General features: G+C 65.4%; 13 protein-coding genes. 4 read left to right on the forward strand and 9 right to left on the reverse strand.

From position 1 onward, the window contains the following. Positions 1 to 39: 39 nt before the first annotated feature. The 3 genes from EO139_RS06685 (at position 40) to EO139_RS06695 (ending at position 4776) form a co-directional block, all read left to right on the forward strand. Positions 40 to 2754: a TonB-dependent receptor gene (locus EO139_RS06685; protein WP_126969833.1), complete on the forward strand. Its 2715-nt coding sequence runs from the start codon at positions 40 to 42 to the stop codon at positions 2752 to 2754. Between the two features lie 367 nt (positions 2755 to 3121). Then, positions 3122 to 4045 (forward strand): L,D-transpeptidase, encoded by a 924-nt coding sequence (locus EO139_RS06690; protein ID WP_206515125.1) that lies wholly within the window; start codon positions 3122 to 3124, stop codon positions 4043 to 4045. 2 nt (positions 4046 to 4047) lie between these two features. Next, on the forward strand, positions 4048 to 4776 hold the full coding sequence (locus tag EO139_RS06695) for a M23 family metallopeptidase (RefSeq protein WP_126969837.1): 729 nt from the start codon (positions 4048 to 4050) through the stop codon (positions 4774 to 4776). A 55-nt stretch (positions 4777 to 4831) separates the two neighbouring features. On the opposite strand, the gene EO139_RS06700 is transcribed toward EO139_RS06695, so the two are convergent. Next, positions 4832 to 5593 carry an SDR family oxidoreductase gene (locus EO139_RS06700; protein ID WP_104584809.1) on the reverse strand — a complete coding sequence of 254 codons (762 nt, stop codon included), beginning with the start codon at positions 5591 to 5593 and terminating at the stop codon, positions 4832 to 4834. 98 nt (positions 5594 to 5691) lie between these two features. Here EO139_RS06700 and EO139_RS06705 point away from each other — a divergent pair, with 98 nt between their 5' ends. Then, complete coding sequence (locus tag EO139_RS06705) at positions 5692 to 6669, forward strand: LysR family transcriptional regulator (RefSeq protein ID WP_164739753.1); 978 nt, start codon at positions 5692 to 5694, stop codon at positions 6667 to 6669. Here the strand turns inward: EO139_RS06705 and EO139_RS21410 are convergent. The 8 genes from EO139_RS21410 to EO139_RS06745 form a co-directional block, all read right to left on the reverse strand. Continuing rightward, positions 6666 to 6809, reverse strand: coding sequence for a hypothetical protein (locus EO139_RS21410; RefSeq protein WP_164739754.1), 144 nt, complete (start codon positions 6807 to 6809; stop codon positions 6666 to 6668). The two genes, EO139_RS06705 and EO139_RS21410, sit on opposite strands and share 4 nt — an antisense overlap. Before the next feature lie 142 nt (positions 6810 to 6951). Next, a complete protein-coding gene (fhuE, locus tag EO139_RS06710; RefSeq protein ID WP_126969840.1) occupies positions 6952 to 9144 on the reverse strand; it encodes a ferric-rhodotorulic acid/ferric-coprogen receptor FhuE in 2193 nt (730 codons plus the stop codon). Between the two features lie 525 nt (positions 9145 to 9669). Next, positions 9670 to 11670: a transketolase gene (gene tkt, locus EO139_RS06715; RefSeq protein ID WP_126969842.1), complete on the reverse strand. Its 2001-nt coding sequence runs from the start codon at positions 11668 to 11670 to the stop codon at positions 9670 to 9672. A 223-nt stretch (positions 11671 to 11893) separates the two neighbouring features. After that, positions 11894 to 13174, reverse strand: a complete 1281-nt coding sequence (locus EO139_RS06720; protein WP_181142079.1) for a dicarboxylate/amino acid:cation symporter — start codon at positions 13172 to 13174, stop codon at positions 11894 to 11896. 1001 nt (positions 13175 to 14175) lie between these two features. Further along, complete coding sequence (locus EO139_RS06730) at positions 14176 to 15909, reverse strand: BatD family protein (RefSeq protein ID WP_126969844.1); 1734 nt, start codon at positions 15907 to 15909, stop codon at positions 14176 to 14178. Further along, on the reverse strand, positions 15906 to 17759 hold the full coding sequence (locus tag EO139_RS06735) for a tetratricopeptide repeat protein (protein WP_164739755.1): 1854 nt from the start codon (positions 17757 to 17759) through the stop codon (positions 15906 to 15908). The genes EO139_RS06730 and EO139_RS06735 overlap by 4 nt, the downstream gene beginning before the upstream one ends. Further along, a complete protein-coding gene (locus EO139_RS06740; protein ID WP_126969848.1) occupies positions 17756 to 18763 on the reverse strand; it encodes a VWA domain-containing protein in 1008 nt (335 codons plus the stop codon). Before EO139_RS06740 ends, EO139_RS06735 begins: the two co-directional genes overlap by 4 nt. Beyond that, positions 18760 to 19221 carry a DUF4381 domain-containing protein gene (locus EO139_RS06745; protein WP_104584789.1) on the reverse strand — a complete coding sequence of 154 codons (462 nt, stop codon included), beginning with the start codon at positions 19219 to 19221 and terminating at the stop codon, positions 18760 to 18762. The genes EO139_RS06740 and EO139_RS06745 overlap by 4 nt, the downstream gene beginning before the upstream one ends. Position 19222: the final 1 nt, after the last annotated feature.

Below are 19222 nucleotides of genomic sequence, written 5' to 3' on the forward strand. Positions count from 1 at the left end.
CCGGGCACCCCACGTTCTCCAACCACGCGAGCCAACTGCATGCAGCCCCCCCGCACCACCCATCGCCTGACCTGCGCCATCGCGCTGGCGCTGTCGTCCCCTGCGTTTGCCGAGACGCCGGAGCCCGCCACCACCACGCTGGATTCGGTGAACGTGCAGGCCAAGCACGCCGCCACACCGGGATCGCTCAACGAACAGCGCCTGTCCAGCAGCGTCAACAGCGTGATGAGCAAGCAGCAGATCGATGCGATCCCCTCGGGCGGCATCGCCGATGTCGTCTCGCATATGCCGGGCCTGTCGGCATACAGCGACATGCATCTGGGCCAGGCCACCACCGGCGAAAACGCCTACGTCAGCATTCGCGGCATGGACGCCAGCTACAACGCCTACACGCTCAACGGCTTCGGCATGCCGGAAACCGATTCGTCGACACGTGCGATCTCCTTGAACATGCTGGCGCCGTTCGGCATCCAGTCGGTGCAGGTGTCCAAATCCCCCACGCCCGACATGCCCGGCGATTCGATCGGCGGCGCGATCGACATGCGCACGCCCAATGCCTTCGACTTCGGCCAGGATCTCTACGCCAAGAGCACCGCGCAGGGCCAGTTCAACGCGCTGGCTTCGAAGCTGGGCGGCAAGCACACCGGCGGCACATTCCAGCAGGAGCTGGCCTGGAAATTCGGCGATGGCCATGCCTTCGGCCTCTACGCATCGGCGTATTACGGCAAGAACAACAACATGGCGCAGGCGCCGGCGCCCAATAGCAAGTACCTGCCGGCCGATCCCGCATTGGCCGCTGCAACCGACCTGCGCGATGTCGGGCCGTTGATCAGCACCCGCTACAAGTACAGCCTCTACACCAGCCAGATCGAGCGCTACGGCGGCAATCTCTCGCTGGATTGGCAAGGCGACAACAGCGCGCTGTATGCGCGTGCCATCTACGGCAGCTACGGCGTCACCGGACAACAGGACCAGTCCAGCGCGCGCCTGGAAACCTATCGCAACCAGCCCACCGCGGTGCGCGGCGGCTATTTCAACACGCACGATATCGACGAAAAACTGGCGACGCTGCAGTTGGGAGGCCAGACCACGCTGGAGCGCTTGCGCTTCGACTACGGCAGCTCGGTCGGTCGCGGCACCCGCAGCCGCCCGGACTACGTGTCGGCCAGCCTGTATGGCTTTACGCCCGGCAGCTTCGCCTTCGATCTCAGTAACCCGCGCTATCCCAGCATCGCGCCGAGCACGCCCGCCCTGCAGGACTTCTTCTACAACCTGGATTCCTCGTTGTTGTGGAAGGTGCAGGGGCATGACGCCGGCAGCCACGACAACCGCATCAACGCGCACACCGATATCACCTACCAGGTCGATGGCAATGTGCTGGACAGCGTCAAGCTCGGCCTGTCTGCCGACCACTCCGATCGCGGCGCCTACGATCACCCGTTCTTCCACAAGGACGGCAACTTCGTCACCAACGGGCCGTATTTTGGCGGACCCAATTACGCCTTCCCCACTGCAGGCGGGCCGCCACTGAGCGCGATCCCGGGCCGCGTCACCTATAACGCCTTCGATGGCCGCTACGCCGGCCCGTTCAAGCTGCTGGACCGCAACTGGATGCTCGCGCAGGCACTGCCCTACAAGTACGTCAACGATCCCAACGGCGCCGGTGTCTATACCGCCAACGACTACAACGCCAACACCACCTCCAGCACCGAGGCGATCTATTCCGGTTATGCGATGGCCGCGCTGCATGTCGGCTCGGTGAGCGTGCTGCCCGGCGTGCGCTACGAGCTGACACGCTATTCGGCACAATCCTGGCAGTCCAGCGGCGACGGCAGCACCGGCAGCTTCGTCGGCACCGGCAGCACCTACGGACAGGTGGTGCCGGGCATCAGCGTCAACTATCGCCCGGATGATCTCACCGTCTACCGCGCCTCGTTGCGCCGCAGTTTCAGCCGCCCGGCATTCGGCCTGATTTCCGGCGAAACGGTGTACACCATCGACGACACCCAGCAGGTGGTGGGCATCTCCAAGCCCAATCCCGACCTGCATCCGAGCAAGGCCGACAACGCCGATCTCTCTGCCGAGTTCTACGACCACAGCGGCGGTGTGCTCAGCGCATCGACCTATTACAAGCGCATCACCGGCTTCATCTACACCTCGCAATCGGCCACCAGCAACGACAACACGCTGGGCGGGCTGGTACCGACCGGCACCACCTTCGAAAACGGCGTGCCGGTGACCATGCCGCAGAACGGCGGCACCGCAACGCTGTATGGACTGGAGCTGGCAGCGAACAAGCGCCTGCAGGGACTGCCGGGACTGTGGAGCAACGTTGGTGTCAGCGCCAACCTCACGCTGCAGCACAGCCAGGCGGACAGCAAACGCAGCGATCAACCGGAAAAGACCTGGCTGCCGCGTGCACCCGAGCGCATCTACAACCTGGATCTGTTCTACGACGATACGCATCTGCGCACCGACCTGAGCTACAACTACACCGGCCTGCAATTGCTTGGGCTGACCAGCGACCGGCTCAACTATTACCTGCAACCGGTCAAATCGCTGGACTTCACTGCGACCTATCACCTGCCGCACCACGTCGATGTGGGGGTGTCGGCCAAGAACCTGCTCAATGCCGCCACGTTCTACGAAACCCAGGGCAGGTCCAAGCGCTACATGGCCTACGACCCCGGTGCCGACGGCGCCTATGTGCAGACTGGGCGGGTGTACATGCTGACCTTGGGCTACACCTACTGACGGCGGATCTGCAGACAGCTGCGGCGCGATGTCTGCCGCCGCGGGGCCGGGTTTGCACTGCTCTCGAAACGATCGCCTGATTGACACCCGGGCGATCGATTGCTGCATCGTGCACGACGCACGCCATCGCCGGGGAGAAACCCAGCCAGGCGGAGGCATCGCATCGACAGCTGCGCGGACGAGAAATCACAGGTATCCACGCACGCTTCGCATCGGGAATGCGTTGTCAGTCAGTCCCGGTGCAGCCATTTCACACAGACCACGCAGGCGGCTCGGGCAAGGTGCGCGCATGCCTCTTTTGGACCTGCTCATGCCACCACGCATCCACGCTCGCGCCTGCTTGCTCGCCCTTGCTCTGGGCACCTCCCTGTCCGCACTGGCGCAAGCGCCGCAGCCCGCCGCCGCACCTGCCCCGGCAGCAACGCCCGCTGCGACCGTCGTGCCGACTGGTCCGCGCTCGGATCTGCATGCGCAGGTGTTGCTGGATCGTGCGCATTTCTCGCCGGGACAGATCGATGGCGAGCGTGGCTCCAATCAACAGCGCGCCGTGTCGGGATTTCAGGCAGCGCACAAGATCAAGGTGACCGGCGAGCTGGATGACGCCACCTGGCAGGCCTTGCAGGCCGACAGCACGCAGGCGCTGGTGCAATACACGCTCACCGATGCCGATGTGGCCGGACCGTTCCAGCCGATTCCGAAGGGACCGGCCGAACAGGCCAAGCTGACGTCACTGGGCTATACCTCGGTGGACGAGGCACTGGGCGAACGGTTCCATGCCGCGCCGGAGCTGCTGCGCCAACTCAACCCCGGCGTGGACTTGGGCAAGGCCGGTAGCGTAATCCAGGTGCCGAACATCGACGGTGTCCCGCCGTTGGCCAAGCCGGCCAAGCTGGTGGTCGACAAGTCCGAATCGACGCTGCGCCTGTTCGATGCCGACGGCAAGGTATACGCGCAGTTCCCGGTGTCTTCCGGCAGCAAGCACGATCCGCTGCCGATCGGCCGCTGGAAGGTGCTGGGCGTCGCGCGCGATCCGGTGTTCAAGTACAACCCCAAGCTGTTCTGGGACGCGAAGAAGGGGGACCAGAAGGCTACCCTGCCGTCCGGCCCGAACAATCCGGTCGGCCGCGTGTGGATCGATCTGTCCAAACCGCATTACGGCCTGCATGGCACGCCGGAACCGGGCCATGTCGGCAAGACCGAATCGCATGGCTGCGTGCGCCTGACCAACTGGGACGTGGTCAACCTGGCCAGCGTGGTTGGCCCGTCCATGCCGGTGGTGATGCAGGAGTAAGCATGAAACTGCTGATGATGCTGGTGGTGGGCGTGTTGCTCGGTGCGGCCGGTTATTGGTGGCTGGAACGCGAGGCCCCGCAGGCGGCGGTGGCACCCACTTCTGCCACTGCGTCTGCGGTGGCAGCGCAGGCCCAAACGGCAGGCGCCGGGCCGGCGGCATTCTCCGCTACTGCACCGGCTGCCGCTACACCGGACGTTGCCGCGTCGCCCTCCACCGGAACGGCAGGTGCGGCAGACGCACCAACCGTGGCGGCATCCGCACCCTCGCCTGACGCTGCAAGTGCAGGCAGCGGCCTGCTGATTCCGGTGCAAGGCATCAGCAGCGGCCAGCTGCAGAATACGTTTACCGACGCACGCAGCGAAGGCCGCGTGCACGATGCCATCGACATTCTTGCGCCGACCGGCACGCCGGTGATTGCGGTGGCAGACGGTACGGTCGAGAAACTGTTCAACAGCGAACGCGGCGGCCTGACCATTTATCAATTCGACCCGGCCGGGACGTACTGCTACTACTATGCGCACCTGGAGCGCTATGCCGACGGCCTGGCGGAAAAGCAGTCGATCAGGCGTGGCCAGATCATCGGCTATGTCGGCAGCACCGGCAATGCCGATCCTGCCGCGCCGCATCTGCACTTCGAGATCCATCGCCTGGGACCGGAAAAACAATGGTGGAAGGGAGAGGTCTTGAATCCCTATCCCGTGTTGCATGGCGATCAACCCCTGCAGTGATGCACGACGTGGCGATGCAGTCAGAGGCCTGCGCGTGATGCGCAGGCCTTCGCATTCAGATCAACATCCCGCCCGATACCTCGATGCGCTGCGCATTGATCCACCCCGTCCCCGGCGCAAGTAACGCAGCAACCACCGGCCCGATATCGTCCGGCAGTCCTGGCCGTCCCAGCGCCGTGACCGACGACACCATCGCGTTGACCTGTGCGTTATCGCGCACGGTCCCGCCGTTGAAGTCCGTTTCGATCGCACCCGGCGCCAGCGTATTGGCGCGAATGCCACGCGCCCCCAGTTCCTTGGCCAGATAACGGGTGAACACTTCCACGCCGCCTTTCATCATCGCGTAAGCCGATGCGCCGGGCAGCGCGAAACGTGCCAGGCCACTGGACACATTGAGGATGCGTCCGCCATCGGCGATCAGCGGCAACAGCGCCTGGGTCAGGAAATACGGCCCCTTGAGATGGAGGTTGACCAGTGCGTCGAACTGCGCCGGCGTGGTGTCGGCGATGGCCGCATGCAACCCGGTGCCCGCGTTGTTGACCAGCGCATCGAACTGCGTGCGGTCCCAACCGGCCAGCACCTGCTTCAACTGCGCGGCGAATGCCGCAAACGACGCGGTGTCGGCAACATCCAGCGGCAATGCCTGCGCGCGGCGGCCGAGCTGGTGGATCTGCGCGACCACCGCAGCCGCCTCATCTGCCTGGCTGCGGTAGGTCAGCACGATATCGCTGCCGTCTGCAGCGAGCGCAAGCGCGGCATTGCGGCCCAGGCCGCGGCTGCCGCCGGTAATCAGGGTGATCGGTGTGGTGGTCGACATGGATGGACTCCGGTGCGTGTTGCATGCGATGTGGAGCGATCAACAAACCAGCCGTGACCGCGAGATGGGCGTGACACTGCCTGACCGTGCCAAGACTATTGCGCTTGCCGCACCGCATAAATCAGTCCAACCTGATTGCACCGTTCAAGAACCTCGACCAATCGATGGACACCCTGGAGTCGCTGCGCGCCTTCCTGCGCGTGGCTGAGCTCGGCAGCTTTACGCGTGCCGCCGACACGCTGGGGCTACCCAAAGCCAGCGTCTCCACCGCCGTACAGCGGCTCGAGGCCTCGCTCGGCACGCAACTCCTGCATCGCACGACGCGCCGTGTGCAACTCACCGGCGACGGCACCGCGTTCTACCAGCGCAGCCGCGACCTGCTCGACGACATGGACGAGTTGCAGAGCATGTTTCAGCGCGAACGCAGCCAGCTGCGTGGGCGCCTGCGGGTGGACATGTCCTCCGGCATCGCGCGCACATTCGTGATTCCCGCATTGCCCGGATTCCTGGCGCAGCACCCGCAGCTGGAAGTGGAAATCAGCGGCACCGACCGGCGCGTAGATGTGGTGCGCGAAGGCTTCGATTGCGTGGTGCGCGTAGGCACGCTCGAAGACACCAACCTGGTCGCACGGCCGCTCGGTGCGTTTCGCATCATTAGCTGCGCCAGTGCCGGCTATCTCGCACGACGGGGCATGCCGCAGCGCCTGGACGATCTGGCACACCACGACCTGGTGCATTACGTGCCGACACTGGGCCAGCGCTCGCCCGGCTTCGAGTACCACGACGGACACGCCTACCAGCTGCTGCCGATGCGCGGGCCGGTCACGGTCAACAACGGCGATGCCTATCTCGCTGCGGCATTGGCGGGCCTGGGCATCATCCAGGCGCCGGCCAGCCCGCTGCGTCCGTATCTGGACAGCGGCGCACTGATCGAAGTGCTTGCCGACCTTGCACCGGAACCGATGCCGGTCACGCTGCTCTACGCGCAGCGTCGCCACCTGCCGCAACGCGTGCGTGCGTTCATGGACTGGGTTGCAGAGGTGATGGCGCCGCATCTGGAGCCGTTGCAGCCCTAGCCCGCCGTGGATGCGATTGCCGGCACGTCGGCGCGCATGCGCGTGCGGAAGCGGCCCTGCAGCACGCCGACGCTGGCGGGAGAAGCCATCAGCGCCTTGCGCACCAGATCGATTCCACTGAAGCACACCAGTTCCGGCATGCAGCGCAGGCAGTGCAATACGCGCAACAGACCGAGGATCGGCCTGCAGGCTACAGACAAGAAAACAGGCACCTGTTGCGAGGTGCCTGCATCGTTGCAGTGGCAGGCCAGGCGCTGAAAACGCACCCGGCCTGGTCTGCGATCAGAACGTGTAGTTGAAGGTCAGCATGCCGTTGCGCGATGCGCCCCATGCGCCATAGCCACCGTTGAACTGCGCGTAGTAACGCTTGTCGAGCAGGTTGTCGACGTTGAGCTGCACCGAGAACTGCGGCGACAGACGGTAGCGCGCGAAGGCGCTGACCAATGCGTAGGCGCCTTGCTGGAAGGTGCCGTAGGCCGGGTCCACGTAGTACGAGCGGTTCTGCCAGTTGACGCCGCCGCCCACGGTCAGATCGCTCCACGCACCTTGCGGGGTGTAGCTGTTGAACAGCTTGAGGGTGGTGCGCGGCAGATGCGTGTTGATCGAGGTGCCGTTGTCATCGCGTGCGGTGTAGTGCGAGGCGCCGAAGGTGGTGTTCCAGCTCTCGGTCACCCGCCCGGACACCTCGAAATCGAAGCCTTCGCTGACCACGCCGTTGGCGGCCTGGTACGCCGATTCACTGCTACCGGGCACGAAGCCGCCGGTGGCCACGCCCAGGTTGTCCTGCTCGATGCGGAACACCGCCAGCGAGGCATTGAGCCTGTCGTCGAACCACGCGGCCTTGACGCCGGCCTCGTAGCCCTTGCCGCTCAACGGATCCAGGTAGCCGCCATTGGCATCGCGCAGCGTCTGCGGATTGAAGATTTCGGTGTAGCTGACGTAGGTCGACCACACGTCGTTGATATCGTAGACCAGGCCGGCGTACGGGGTGACTTCAGTCTGGGTGTCGGAGAACGGCACGAGGCCTTGCGTGGTCGAATCGAAGTTGCGGCCATCGATCTGCCAATCGGTATAGCGCGCACCCACCAGCAGCGTCAGCGGATCTGCCAGCGAGAAGCGTGCAGCCACATAGGCGGCCTTCTGCTTGATGGTGCCGTCGCTCTGCACCGTGCGTGGGCTCCAGTTGGGTTCCGGGTACGCGCCGGTCCAGCCGAAGTAGCTGTCAAGTGCCGCCGGGAAATCGAAGGTGCCATTATTGACGTACTCGCGGCGGTTGTAGCTGGCGCCGGCGACCAGCTGATGCTCGCGGCCGAACAGCTGGAACGGGCCTTCGGCATAGACATCGGCACCATCGGCCTTGCGCTCGGTCAGGTAGTTGCCCGAGTACGGCACCACGCCGCCGCCGGTGGCACGGTCGAACCCGAAGATCGTATAGAACGGATAGAACAGGTGATTGACCGCTTCGGTCTTCTCGTGGCTCAGATTGGCCTTGAGGGTCCAACCGTTGTCGAAGCTCTGCTGCAGGCTGGCGAAGGTGCGCTGCAGGCGCGTGTCCCAGAACGTCCAGTCGGCTGCCGGGTTGAACGAACGATCGTAGCTCGTGCGGGTGCCATCGCTGTAGAACAGCGGGAAGCCGCCCCAGGTGACATCGTCCGATTCCTTCTTCTGGTACTCGTAGCCCACGCTCAGCAAGGTGCTGTCGGTGAGGTCGGCGTCGATGATGGCCGAGCCGATCTTCTTGCGCAGGTTGTAGCGGTCCATGTCCGACTCGCCGTCCTGGTACACGCCGATCACCCGTGCGCGCACGTTGCCGCTGGGGCTGAGCGGCACGGTGACATCGGCCACGCTGCGGGTCTTGTTGAAATCGCCGCCACCCACCGACACGGTGCCCGTGAAGTGGCGGCTGAGCGCATGCTTGCGCACCAGGTTGATCGAGGCCGACGGATTGCCCGAGCCGGTGAGCAGGCCGGTGGCGCCACGCACCACTTCGACGCGGTCGTACAGCGCCACGTCCAGCGCCGAGTCACCGTAGCTCCAGGCCTGCTCCATGTAGGCCGGGATGCCGTCGAACTGGTAGTTGTCGATGTAGAAGCCGCGTGCGTAGAACTCCAGCCGCTCGCTGTCGCTCTGCGCCACCGAGATGCCGGTGACGTTGTTGAGCACGTCGGTGATGCTCTGCAGGTTCTGGTCGTCCATGCGGTCGCGGGTGATCACGGTCACCGACTGCGGAATCTCCCGCAACGACAGGTCCATGCGCGTGCCGGCGGTGGTCTTCTCCACCGTGTAGCCCTTGGCCTGTTCCCCCTGCACGATCAGCCGGTCCAGCGTGGTGACCTCGGCATCGGGGGCGGCAGCAGGCGTCTCGGCCAGCACCTGGCCTGCGGCCATGGTGCACAGCGCGGCCAGCAGCGCGCGCGGCAGGACATGGCGACGCGCGCCCACGGAAGCAAGACGCAATTCGGTACTACGGATCATCGGGGACTCCAACGCAGACGGGTCGGACCACGCGCTGCGAAGACGCCGCGCCGGCAACAGGGGGGAGGAACGCTGTGCCGGACCACCGGCAGTGCGCCATTTTAATGGGAATGATTCACATTTTAAACAGCCGGATTGACATTTTTTTAGCATCCGCTTGACACAAGCGAGCGCTACCTGGCTGTGGGGTCCGCAGATCGATCTGCATCCCCACGGTCCGCCATCGCCATAGCGATCCACCAGCGCGGACCGGATCCGGCCGTTCCGAAGGAGAGCAACACGACCTGTTTCGATGGGCTGTCTGCCCAGACCAGGCAACCCCGTGCTACCACGCGCCGGGCACGATCCCCAATCCGCCGATGCGGGATGCGCAGTTACAGGCGCTGACAAGGATCGCGCATCAGCGCTGGCCGACGACGCGCACTGACGCGTGCAATGGGTCCGTTGCACGATGCCCCCCTTCGCGCACGAGCCCCACAAAAAAAGCCGGCTTTCGCCGGCTTTCTTCAGGCAATACGCAAGGCCTTACAGCGCCTTGGCCGCCGCAACCACATGCTCGGCCGTGATCTTGAAGTACGCGTACAGCTGATCCGCCGGCGCCGAGGCACCGAAGGTATCGATGCCGACCACGTCGCCATCCAGGCCCACGTACTTGCGCCAGAAACCGGTCACGCCCGCTTCCACCGCCACGCGCTTGCGCACCGCATTCGGCAGCACCGACTCGCGATAGGCCGCATCCTGGCGATCGAACACATCGGTCGACGGCATCGACACCACGCGCGTCTTCAGGCCGGCCGCGTCCAGGGTCTGCTTGGCTTCCACCGCCAGCCCGACTTCCGACCCGGTGGCGATCAGGATCACGTCGGGCGTACCGCCTTCGGCCTCGGCCAGCACATAACCGCCGCGTTCGATGAGCTTGAGCTGCTCGTCGCTGCGCGGCTGGTGCTGCAGGTTCTGGCGGCTGAACACGAGGCAGCTCGGGCCGTCCTTGCGGGTGATGGCGGCCTTCCAGCTCACCGCCGATTCCACCGCATCGCCCGGGCGCCACACATCGTTGTTGGGGATGTAGCGCAGCGAGGCCAGGTGTTCCACCGGCTGATGGGTCGGGCCGTCTTCGCCCAGGCCGATCGAGTCGTGCGTGTACACATGGATGGCGTGGGCCGGATTCAGCGCACTCATGCGCACGCCGTTGCGGGCGTAATCGCTGAACACCAGGAAGGTGGCGTCGAACGGAATGAAGCCGCCGTGCAGCGCCAGGCCATTGGCAATGGCGGTCATGCCGAACTCGCGCACGCCATAGTAGACGTAGTTGGCATTCGGGTCATCGGTGGCCACCGACTTGCTGGCCTTCCACAAGGTCAGGTTGGAATGCGCCAGATCGGCCGAGCCGCCGATCAGTTCCGGCAGCAACGGTGCGAACGCTTCGATCGCCAGCTGCGAGGCCTTGCGCGAGGCGATGGTCTGGCCGTCCTGCTGTGCCTTGGCGATATAGGCATCGGCCTGGGCAATGAAGTCGGCCGGCAGCTCGGCATGCGAGCGGCGGGTCAGCTCGGCAGCTTCGGCCGCATACTGCTTGCCGTACTTGTCGAACAGCTGCTCCCACTCGGCCTGACGCAGCGTGCCGGTGCCGTTGGCGCGCCAGCCAGCATAGATCTCCTCGGGAATCTCGAAGGGGCCGTACGGCCATTCCAGCGCCTTGCGTGCACCCTCGAGTTCTTCCTTGCCCAGCGGTGCGCCGTGCGAGGATTCCTTGCCGGCCTTGCTCGGCGCACCGAAGCCGATCTTGGTGCGGCAGCAGATCAGCGTGGGCTTGTCGGTATTGTCCAGCGCGGTCTCGATGGCGGCCTTGATCTTCTCGGCGTCATGTCCGTCCACATCGCGGATCACATGCCAGCCATAGGCCTCGAAACGCTCCGGGGTGTTGTCGCTGAACCAGCCGGCGGTGTTGCCGTCGATGGAGATCTGGTTGTTGTCCCAGAACGCGACCAGCTTGCCCAGGCCCCAGGTACCGGCCAGCGAGGCGGCTTCATGGGAAATGCCTTCCATCATGCAGCCATCGCCCATGAACACCCAGGTGCGGTGGTCGACGATTTCCAGCTCCGGGCGGTTGTAGCGCTGCGCCAGCAACTTTTCGGCCAGCGCGAACCCGACCGCATTGGCAAAGCCCTGCCCGAGCGGACCGGTGGTGGTCTCCACCCCGGGGGTTTCGCTGCGCTCGGGATGGCCGGCGGTTTTGCTGTGCAGCTGGCGGAACTGCTTGAGCTGCTCGATCGGCAGGTCGTAGCCGGACAGGTGCAGCAGCGCGTACTGCAGCATCGAGCCGTGGCCGTTGGACAGCACGAAACGGTCGCGGTTGAACCACTGCGGGTTGTTCGGGTTGTGCCGGAAGAAATCGTTCCACAGCACTTCGGCAATATCGGCCATGCCCATCGGCATGCCGGGATGGCCGGATTTGGCGGCTTCGACCGCATCGGCGGCGAGAAAACGGATGGCGTTGGCCAGCTGGCGGCGGGTGGGCTGGGTCATGGGCGTCTATGGAAGCGGAGGGGAACACCGCTGGAAGCGGAGACGCTTATTCTCCCACAGAGCGCGTTAGGGGGATGGGGAGTCGGGAATGGAGAATGGGATGCAGCGCTGCAGGTTTGCTGCTGATGCCAACACCGCAATCCCTGCCCCGGTGCTGCATGACCACCCCATTGCACGTACCGATCGCAACAGCCCGCTTTACCCATTCCCGATTCCCAATTCCCTATTCCTCGCCCTTGGCAACCAGGGTCGTCAGCGCCAGATCGCCGGTCACGTTCAACGCCGTCCGGCACATGTCCAGGAAGTGATTGACGCCCAGGATCATGCCGATGCCGACCGGGTTGACCCCGACCATCGCGCAGATCAACGCCACCACCGGCAGCGAGCCGGAGGGTACGCCGGCGGTGCCGATGCCGCCCAGGATGCACACCAGCATCACCATGAACTGCTGGCCCAGGCTCAAGTCCACGTTGAAGAACTGCGCCAGGAAGATCACCGTCACCCCTTCGAACAAGGCGGTGCCGTTCTGGTTGGCGGTCGCGCCCACGGTCAGCACGAAGCGCGACACCCGCGGCGGCAGGCCCATCTCGTCGGCCACGCGCAGGGCGGTCGGCAGGGTGGCGTTGCTGGAGGCGGTGGAGAAGGCCATCATCGTGGCCTCCTGGGTCTGCCGGAAGAAGCCGATCGGCGAGCGCCCGGCGAACTTCACCGCCAGCCCGTAGCTGACCACCATGTGCAGGCCCAGCGCCAGCACCACCACGCCCACGTAAGCGCCCAGACGGATCAACAGATCGAAGCCGAACAGCGCGGCCAGGTTGAACATGAAACAGGCCACCGCATACGGCGCCAGGCGGATCACCAGGCCGATCAGGGTCATCGAGATTTCGAAGATGCCTTCGATGCCGCGCTTGAGCGTGGCCACTTTTTCATCGGCGGTCAGCACCATGCCCACGCCGAACATCACCGCAAAGAACATCAGCGACAGGATCGCACCGTTGCTGGACGCCGCAGCGATCACGTTGCTGGGCACGATCGACAACAGCATGTCCATGCCCTGCGGCTGGGTGCCGGAGCTGGAGATGATTTCGCGGGTGCGCTCGGCGTTCTGCTGGATCAACTGGTTGGCCAGCTGCGGATCCACGCCCGCACCAGGCCTGAGCACATTGACCAACACCAGCCCCAGCAACACCGCCACGCCAGACAGCACGATGGTGTAACCCAGGGTGCGCCACCCCACCCGCCCGAGCGCGCGGATGTCGCCCATTTCGGAAATGCCCATCACCAATGCCGAAAACAGCAACGGCACGATCAGCATGAAGATCAGATTGAGGAATATCTGCGAGAACGGAGTGGTGACGTACCTGGTCACCATACGCACCCAGTCGGCATCGCTGCCGGCCAGGTAGTAGACCGCCAGACCCAGCAGCAGACCGACGGCGAAGCCAATGCCCATCTTCCAATGCAGGGGCAGGCCCGGGCGGCGCGCGGCGGGGGATGCAGTCATCTGGTCAGGCCTTGATCTGGACACAAGCCCCGGAGCTTAACAAACGCCATCGACGCGGCCACCTACCCGGCCGGCCGCCATGCGCCCGCCCGAGGGTAGGTATTCCTCACGACATCAGGTGATGCAGCCGTTGGAGCGGGCGAGGCCCCTGCGACCAGCCCGCGGATCAGCCGCGCTGCAAGTGCTCTATCCGCAGTGCCCAGGCCTCATCGGGATGCGACGCGTAAAGCAACGAATCCATCGACCCAGGGCGTCATCTAGTCGCGCCAGGATGCGTGAATCAAAAGCCCGGTGAATCGAGGGCGCGATGCCCTCACCGCACCAGGAAGTTAGTCGGCTGCTTTATTGAAAGCGTTTCGCTCGGCTTGCAGCGGGGAGCTGATCGGACGCAACGTGATTCGAACAACGCACGCCATGCCCTGCTTGTAACTGCGCACACCGACCATCTGAACTGGTCATTGCCCGCCTACCGTCGCGGGACCTTACGCGGCATGGATGCCGCGTAAGAGCCTACAAGGACGTACTTGCGGCGTGTCCCGCGATGGTGGGCGGGCAATGGCCCCGCAGCCAACTCGCAGCGTCGAGGGCGCGGGTGCCCTCACCAGACAATTGGTCGGGGCTCATCTAAAAAGCTGTCTGTCGTGCGGCAAGCATCGGACGTGGTGTCGACGCTTCATGTCGAACGAGGTGCATCCAGCACCGCTCTTCCATGCACAGCGACCATCTGAACTGGTCATTGCGCGCCTACCGTCGCGGGACCTTACGCGGCATGGATGCCGCGTAAGAGCCTACAAGGACGTACTTGCGGCGTGTCCCGCGATGGTGGGCGGGCAAGGGCCCTGCAGCCACGCCGCAGACCAAACGCCTTGCCTTGGAAAACCGCCTTTCTTTAAGTAGCACAGCTTAAAGAACCAGCTGCACCCGCAGTCAGCGTGTCAAAACGAGGCGCAGCACGCTGGCTATCCAGGACCTGTCCACCGCTGCCAATGCAGCGACACCGATCAAGGCGCCGGCGGATACAGCGGCGCCAATACCTCCGGCTCCGCAGCCGTGGCGTGCCGCCAACGCGGTCCCTTGGCGAAGGCCTCGCGCAATGCCGAACGTGCACTGCTCACGTCACCATCGCCGCCCCAGCGGGCGCGCTGCATCTGCGCCACCGCCGCGCGCTGCGCCGGGTCGCTCAACGCGGCCAGCACGCTGTCGATGTCGGAAACGCCGGCCATGCCACATAGCACCGCGGCCACATCGTCCATGCCGCCGGTGTCGAGCGCGCGTCGCAATTCGGCCACACCGTGGGTCACACGCCGGCCGGGCGCAGCTGCATCGCCGGCATTGAGCACCGGCACCCCGTGCGAACCGCCGCGACGCCGTGACAAGGCCCACACCAGGGTGGCAATCCACAGCAGCGCAAAGCCCATCGCCGCAGCGATCCAGCCCCACGGCCGTTGCGTGGCCGCCGGTTGCTGCAGACTCAGCGTGCTGGCCGCAGGCGTGGTCGCCGGGTTACCCGGTGACGGACTGGCTGCCGGCGCGGGCGCCGGCGCCGCAAACACACCGGTACCAGCCGCCACATCCAGCGTCAGATCCGGCAGCGAGGCCGTCTTGGCCGCCGCCGCGCCCACATCCCACCATGCTACCTGCAAGCCGGGCACCACCAGCGGACCGGCGCGGTTGGGCACGATCGAATAGCGGCGGGTCAGCCGCAGCTGCGGCGAGCCATCCACGAAGCGTTCTTCGTACTGCGCCGGCTCGGCAAACACCTGCGCATCGGGCACGCTCGGGGTCGGCAAATCGGGGAACTGCGCCTGGGTGGCGCCGCGCGCGCTGGCCTCCACCACGATCTGCGCCGCTTCGCCGGCGGTGGCGCGCTGCGGCGTGGTCGTATACCGCAGCTGCAGGCTGCGCAACGGCAACCACGGCTGCGGCGCATTGGCCGGTTGTGCACGGACCTGCAGCGGGATGCTGGCGCTACGCGCGCTCAGCTCGCCATTGCCGCGACCGAAGTAATCGTCGAAGAAGCCCCCGACCGAACGGCCGTTGAAGCGCGCCGACGGCAACACCAGGCGACCGCTGCGCTCGGGCACCAGCAGGTAACGTCGTTCGACCACGTTGTATTGGCGATTGTTGAGCACCTTGACCGAACTAACGTCATCGCCGATGCGCTGCAGCGATGCACCATCGGGCGCTTCCAGATCCAGCTCGCCGGACGCCAGCTGCGTGGCGAAATACAGCCGCACCACCACGCCCACACTTTGCTGCACATAGGGCTGCGGATCGTCCACCTGCGTCTGGACAAACGCATCCTCATTGCCTTGCGCCGCAGCTGCTGCGCCGGGCGCGCTGCTGCCGGCACCGCTTGCCGAAGCGCCCACCTGCAACCGCAACGGTTCGGTGCGCTCGTTACCGACGCGGATCGCCGGTACGATCAGCTCGCCGCTCTTGCGCGGCGTCAGCACCACACCGAACAGCGCGCGCACCGTCACCGACCCATTGGTCACCTGCATCTGCTGGTTGGCGCTCTTGGCCCCCAGGGTGAAATCGTTGCGCAAGGGCGTGTAATCCGGATCGACACCGCGTTGATCGGTTTCGATGTTCAACATCACCACGTCGCCGGCATTGGCGCTGTCGCGGTCCAGCCACGCGCGCGTGACGGCGCCCACCGGTGCACAGGTGAGCAGCATCACGCAGGTCAACATGCCGATCGCCGCGCGGCGCAAATGGTGTGTGCCGATCATCGTCCGTCCCGTTGCCTGCGTTCGTGTTCCAGCCTGAATTTGGTGCGCAACAAACTGCCCGGATCATCCGGCACCCGCCGCAGCCAGGCATCCACCGCCTGGCGCTGTTCGCGTTGCTCCGGCGTCTCGGTCGCCGCCGCTGCGGCGGCCTGCTTGCCATTTGCATCGGCGCTCTTGTCACCGGCCTGCGCCATCGCCTGCTGCATCTTTTGCCGCTGCGCGGCGTCGGCCTGCTGCTGCGCCTTGGCATCGGCCGATTGTGGCGCTGCGTCCTGCTTGCTCTGCTCGCCCTGGCCGTTTTTGGACTGCTGGTTATGCGAGGCTGCGTCCTGCGGTGTCTGCGCAGACGGTTGGTCCTTGCCATCCTGCTTGCCTTGCGAATCCTGCTTGCCTTGACCGTCCTGGCCAGGCGTCGAGTCGTCCTTCGCGTTCTTCCCGGACTGATTCTGGCCGGCGCTGTTCTTGTCGGCCTGCTTCTGGTCCTTGGACTGGCCCTTGCCGTCCTGGTCTTTCCCATCCTTGTTGTTCTGCTGCTGACGCTTGCGCGCCGCATCCACCGCCGCACGATTGGCGACGGCGTCGGGCTGATCCGGGTGTTGCTTGAGCGCGCGATCGTAAGCCGCAATCGCTTCGTCGTACTGGCCCTGCCTGGCCAGCGCATTGCCGAGGTTGTACAGCCCCTCATCGGTGGGCACATTTTCGAAGGCTTTTTGTGCCGCGGCGAAATCGCCCTTGCGATAGGCCTGCACGCCGGCATCCAGACGTTGCTGCTGCACCTGGTCGGCGCGTTGCCACAAGGTACCCTCGGCGGCATGTGCGGGCTGGGCCAACGGCAACACGCACACCAGGGCCAGGACCGCCACAACCGCACGCCGCCGGAACGCCAGCAGTGTCAGCAGCATCACCGGCAACAGCAGCCAGTAACCTTCGTCCAGCCAGGTCTTGCCGCCAGTGGATTCGGCGGTTTCATCGGCCAGTGGCTGTTGCGCCGGATCGAGCACGCCCAGCGCACGCAGGTCCGCATCGTCGGCAGTGATACGCGCATAGCGACCACCGCCCTGCCCGGCAAGGTCGCGCAGGCTGCCCTCATCCAGCCGTGTCTGCGCAATCTCACCCGTGATGGTGCGATAGGCGGCGCCGCGCTCGCTCCCCACGCCGAGCGCAGACACACTGAATCCACGCGAGCGCGCCAGCCGCGCAGAACTCGAGGCCGCACGGTCGGCACTGTCGCTGACCAGCAGGATCTCGCCTTGCTTGAAGCCGGCCTGCAGCAGCAACTGCGTGGCCGCATCGATTGCCGCATCGGCGCGCTTGCCGTCCACCGGCATCACCGATGGCGACAGCGCATCCAGGAACAACGCCACGTTGCCCGTGTCATCGGTCAACGGTGCAACGGTGAAGCTCTCGCCCGCATAGACCAGCAGTGCGACTTCACCACCGGCCCGCTTGCGCAACAACGTGGCCAACTTGGCACGCGCCTGCAGCAGGCGCGAGGGCGGCAGATCGTTGGCAGTGATGCTGGACGACAGGTCCAGCGCCACCACCAACGGCATGCTGGAGTGATACACCGGCCGCTCGGTCTGCCGCCAGCTCGGCCCGGTCATCGCCAGCACCGCCAGCGTATAGGTCAGCGCAGCCAGCACGAATCCCAGCCATCCACGCCGACTGCCCGACACCAGCAGGGTCGGCAGCAGGTGTGCATCCACACTTTGCCGCCAGACATCGGCATCGCGTCGACGCAGCTGCCACAGCACCGCTGCCGGCACAATCGCCAGCAGCGCCCAGAGCAGACGCGGGCGCAACAGATGCAGCGACTGCAGCCAGCCAGCCAGTTCGGTCAGCGCGTTCATCGCCATCTCCGCGGCAACACGTAGGCCAGCAGCGCAATCACGATCGCAGCGCCCAACGGCCAGTAGTAACGTTCCACGCGCGGCTGCACCGACGGACCAAGCGCCTTGACCGGTTCCAGCCGATCCAGCTCGGCATAGATGCCGGCCAGCTCTTCGGTATCGCGCGCACGGAAGAAGCGCCCACCGGTTTGCGCGGCGATCTTGCGCAAGCCGTCTTCGTCGATATCGTCATTGCCCGTGGCCGGAATCGGCACACCGAACAACGAATAGCCGCCATTGCCGCCAAAGGCAATCGTGTGCACCCGCACGCCCTGGGCCTTGGCAAGCTCGGCGGCCTTGAGCGGATTGAGCACGCCTGCGGTGTTGACACCATCGGTGAGCAACACCACCACGCGCTGGCCCTGCCTCTGCTCGCGCAGCCGTTTGACCGACAACGCGATCGCATCGCCGATCGCCGTTTCGCGCCCGGCCAATCCCACCACGCTGTCGGCCAGCTGGTCGCGCACGGAGGTCAGGTCGGCGGTCAACGGCGTCAACGCGTACGCCCGCTGACCAAATACCAGCAGACCGACCCGGTCGCCGTCGCGACGATCCAGAAAGTCCGACAACACCGCCTTGGCGGCGGTCAGGCGGTCCACCACCTTGCCGCCGAGCACCATGTCCGGCTCGCTCATGCTGCCGGACAGATCCACCGCCAGCATCATCTGGCGTGCCTCGCGCGGCGGCTGGATCACATCGCCCAATTGTTGCGGGCGCGCCAGCGCAGCGCACAGGAAGAACCAGCCCAGCCACGCCAGCCAGCGCGGCACCCGCAGCACCGGTGCACTCTTAGCCTGCGCAACCGCCTGCAATTGGTCGGCGTAAGGCACGCGCAGTGCAGCCGTATCGACGCGGCGCTGCGGCCAGAACCACATCAGCAACGGCAGCGGCATCAACCACCATGCCCACGGCCATGCGCAGTGTGCCAGCGCATCCTGCCATTGCGACCACTGCAGCCAGTTCATCGCCGGCCTCGCATCAAACCCAGAAAGCGCTGCCGTGCCAGTGCCTGCACCGTATCCAGATCGGTCACCGTCGGCGTACGTTGAAAACCACCGTCAAGCAGCGCGCGACCCGGTCCCTGCGAAAAGGCCCGCGTCTTACTTTTGCGCCCATCCAGAAACTGCAGCCATGCCTCGCCCTGCAGGCGGTCGGCCTGCGCATCGACGCTGCGCGCTGCGCGACGCAGCAATATCGACAACGCTGCCAGGCGCTGTGCGGGAGTCGTTGCGCGCTGCAGTTCGGCATCGAATGCCGCCAGCCACAGACGCTGCCGCTGACGGCGGCGCCACCACCACCAGCCGACCGTGCCAAGCACCAGCACCACCGCCGTAATCACCAGCCACCAGCCCGGCGCCAGCGGCCACCACGACGGTGACGGCGGCAGATGGACATCGCGCAGCGGCAGCGATTGCGGTGCCATC

The organism is Xanthomonas sp. BRIP62411 (assembly GCF_003993525.1).
In the GTDB taxonomy this organism is placed as follows: domain Bacteria; phylum Pseudomonadota; class Gammaproteobacteria; order Xanthomonadales; family Xanthomonadaceae; genus Xanthomonas; species Xanthomonas euroxanthea.

What these genes read in the sequence shown, in the direction of transcription:
- EO139_RS21410 (WP_164739754.1), bottom strand. Translation starts at nt 6,809, where the DNA reads ATGCCGGAACTGGTGTGCTTCAGTGGAATCGATCTGGTGCGCAAGGCG.
- fhuE (WP_126969840.1), bottom strand. Translation starts at nt 9,144, where the DNA reads ATGATCCGTAGTACCGAATTGCGTCTTGCTTCCGTGGGCGCGCGTCGC.
- EO139_RS06695 (WP_126969837.1), top strand. Translation starts at nt 4,048, where the DNA reads ATGAAACTGCTGATGATGCTGGTGGTGGGCGTGTTGCTCGGTGCGGCC.
- EO139_RS06720 (WP_181142079.1), bottom strand. Translation starts at nt 13,174, where the DNA reads ATGACTGCATCCCCCGCCGCGCGCCGCCCGGGCCTGCCCCTGCATTGG.
- EO139_RS06740 (WP_126969848.1), bottom strand. Translation starts at nt 18,763, where the DNA reads ATGAACTGGCTGCAGTGGTCGCAATGGCAGGATGCGCTGGCACACTGC.
- EO139_RS06735 (WP_164739755.1), bottom strand. Translation starts at nt 17,759, where the DNA reads ATGAACGCGCTGACCGAACTGGCTGGCTGGCTGCAGTCGCTGCATCTG.
- tkt (WP_126969842.1), bottom strand. Translation starts at nt 11,670, where the DNA reads ATGACCCAGCCCACCCGCCGCCAGCTGGCCAACGCCATCCGTTTTCTC.
- EO139_RS06700 (WP_104584809.1), bottom strand. Translation starts at nt 5,593, where the DNA reads ATGTCGACCACCACACCGATCACCCTGATTACCGGCGGCAGCCGCGGC.
- EO139_RS06685 (WP_126969833.1), top strand. Translation starts at nt 40, where the DNA reads ATGCAGCCCCCCCGCACCACCCATCGCCTGACCTGCGCCATCGCGCTG.
- EO139_RS06730 (WP_126969844.1), bottom strand. Translation starts at nt 15,909, where the DNA reads ATGATCGGCACACACCATTTGCGCCGCGCGGCGATCGGCATGTTGACC.
- EO139_RS06745 (WP_104584789.1), bottom strand. Translation starts at nt 19,221, where the DNA reads ATGGCACCGCAATCGCTGCCGCTGCGCGATGTCCATCTGCCGCCGTCA.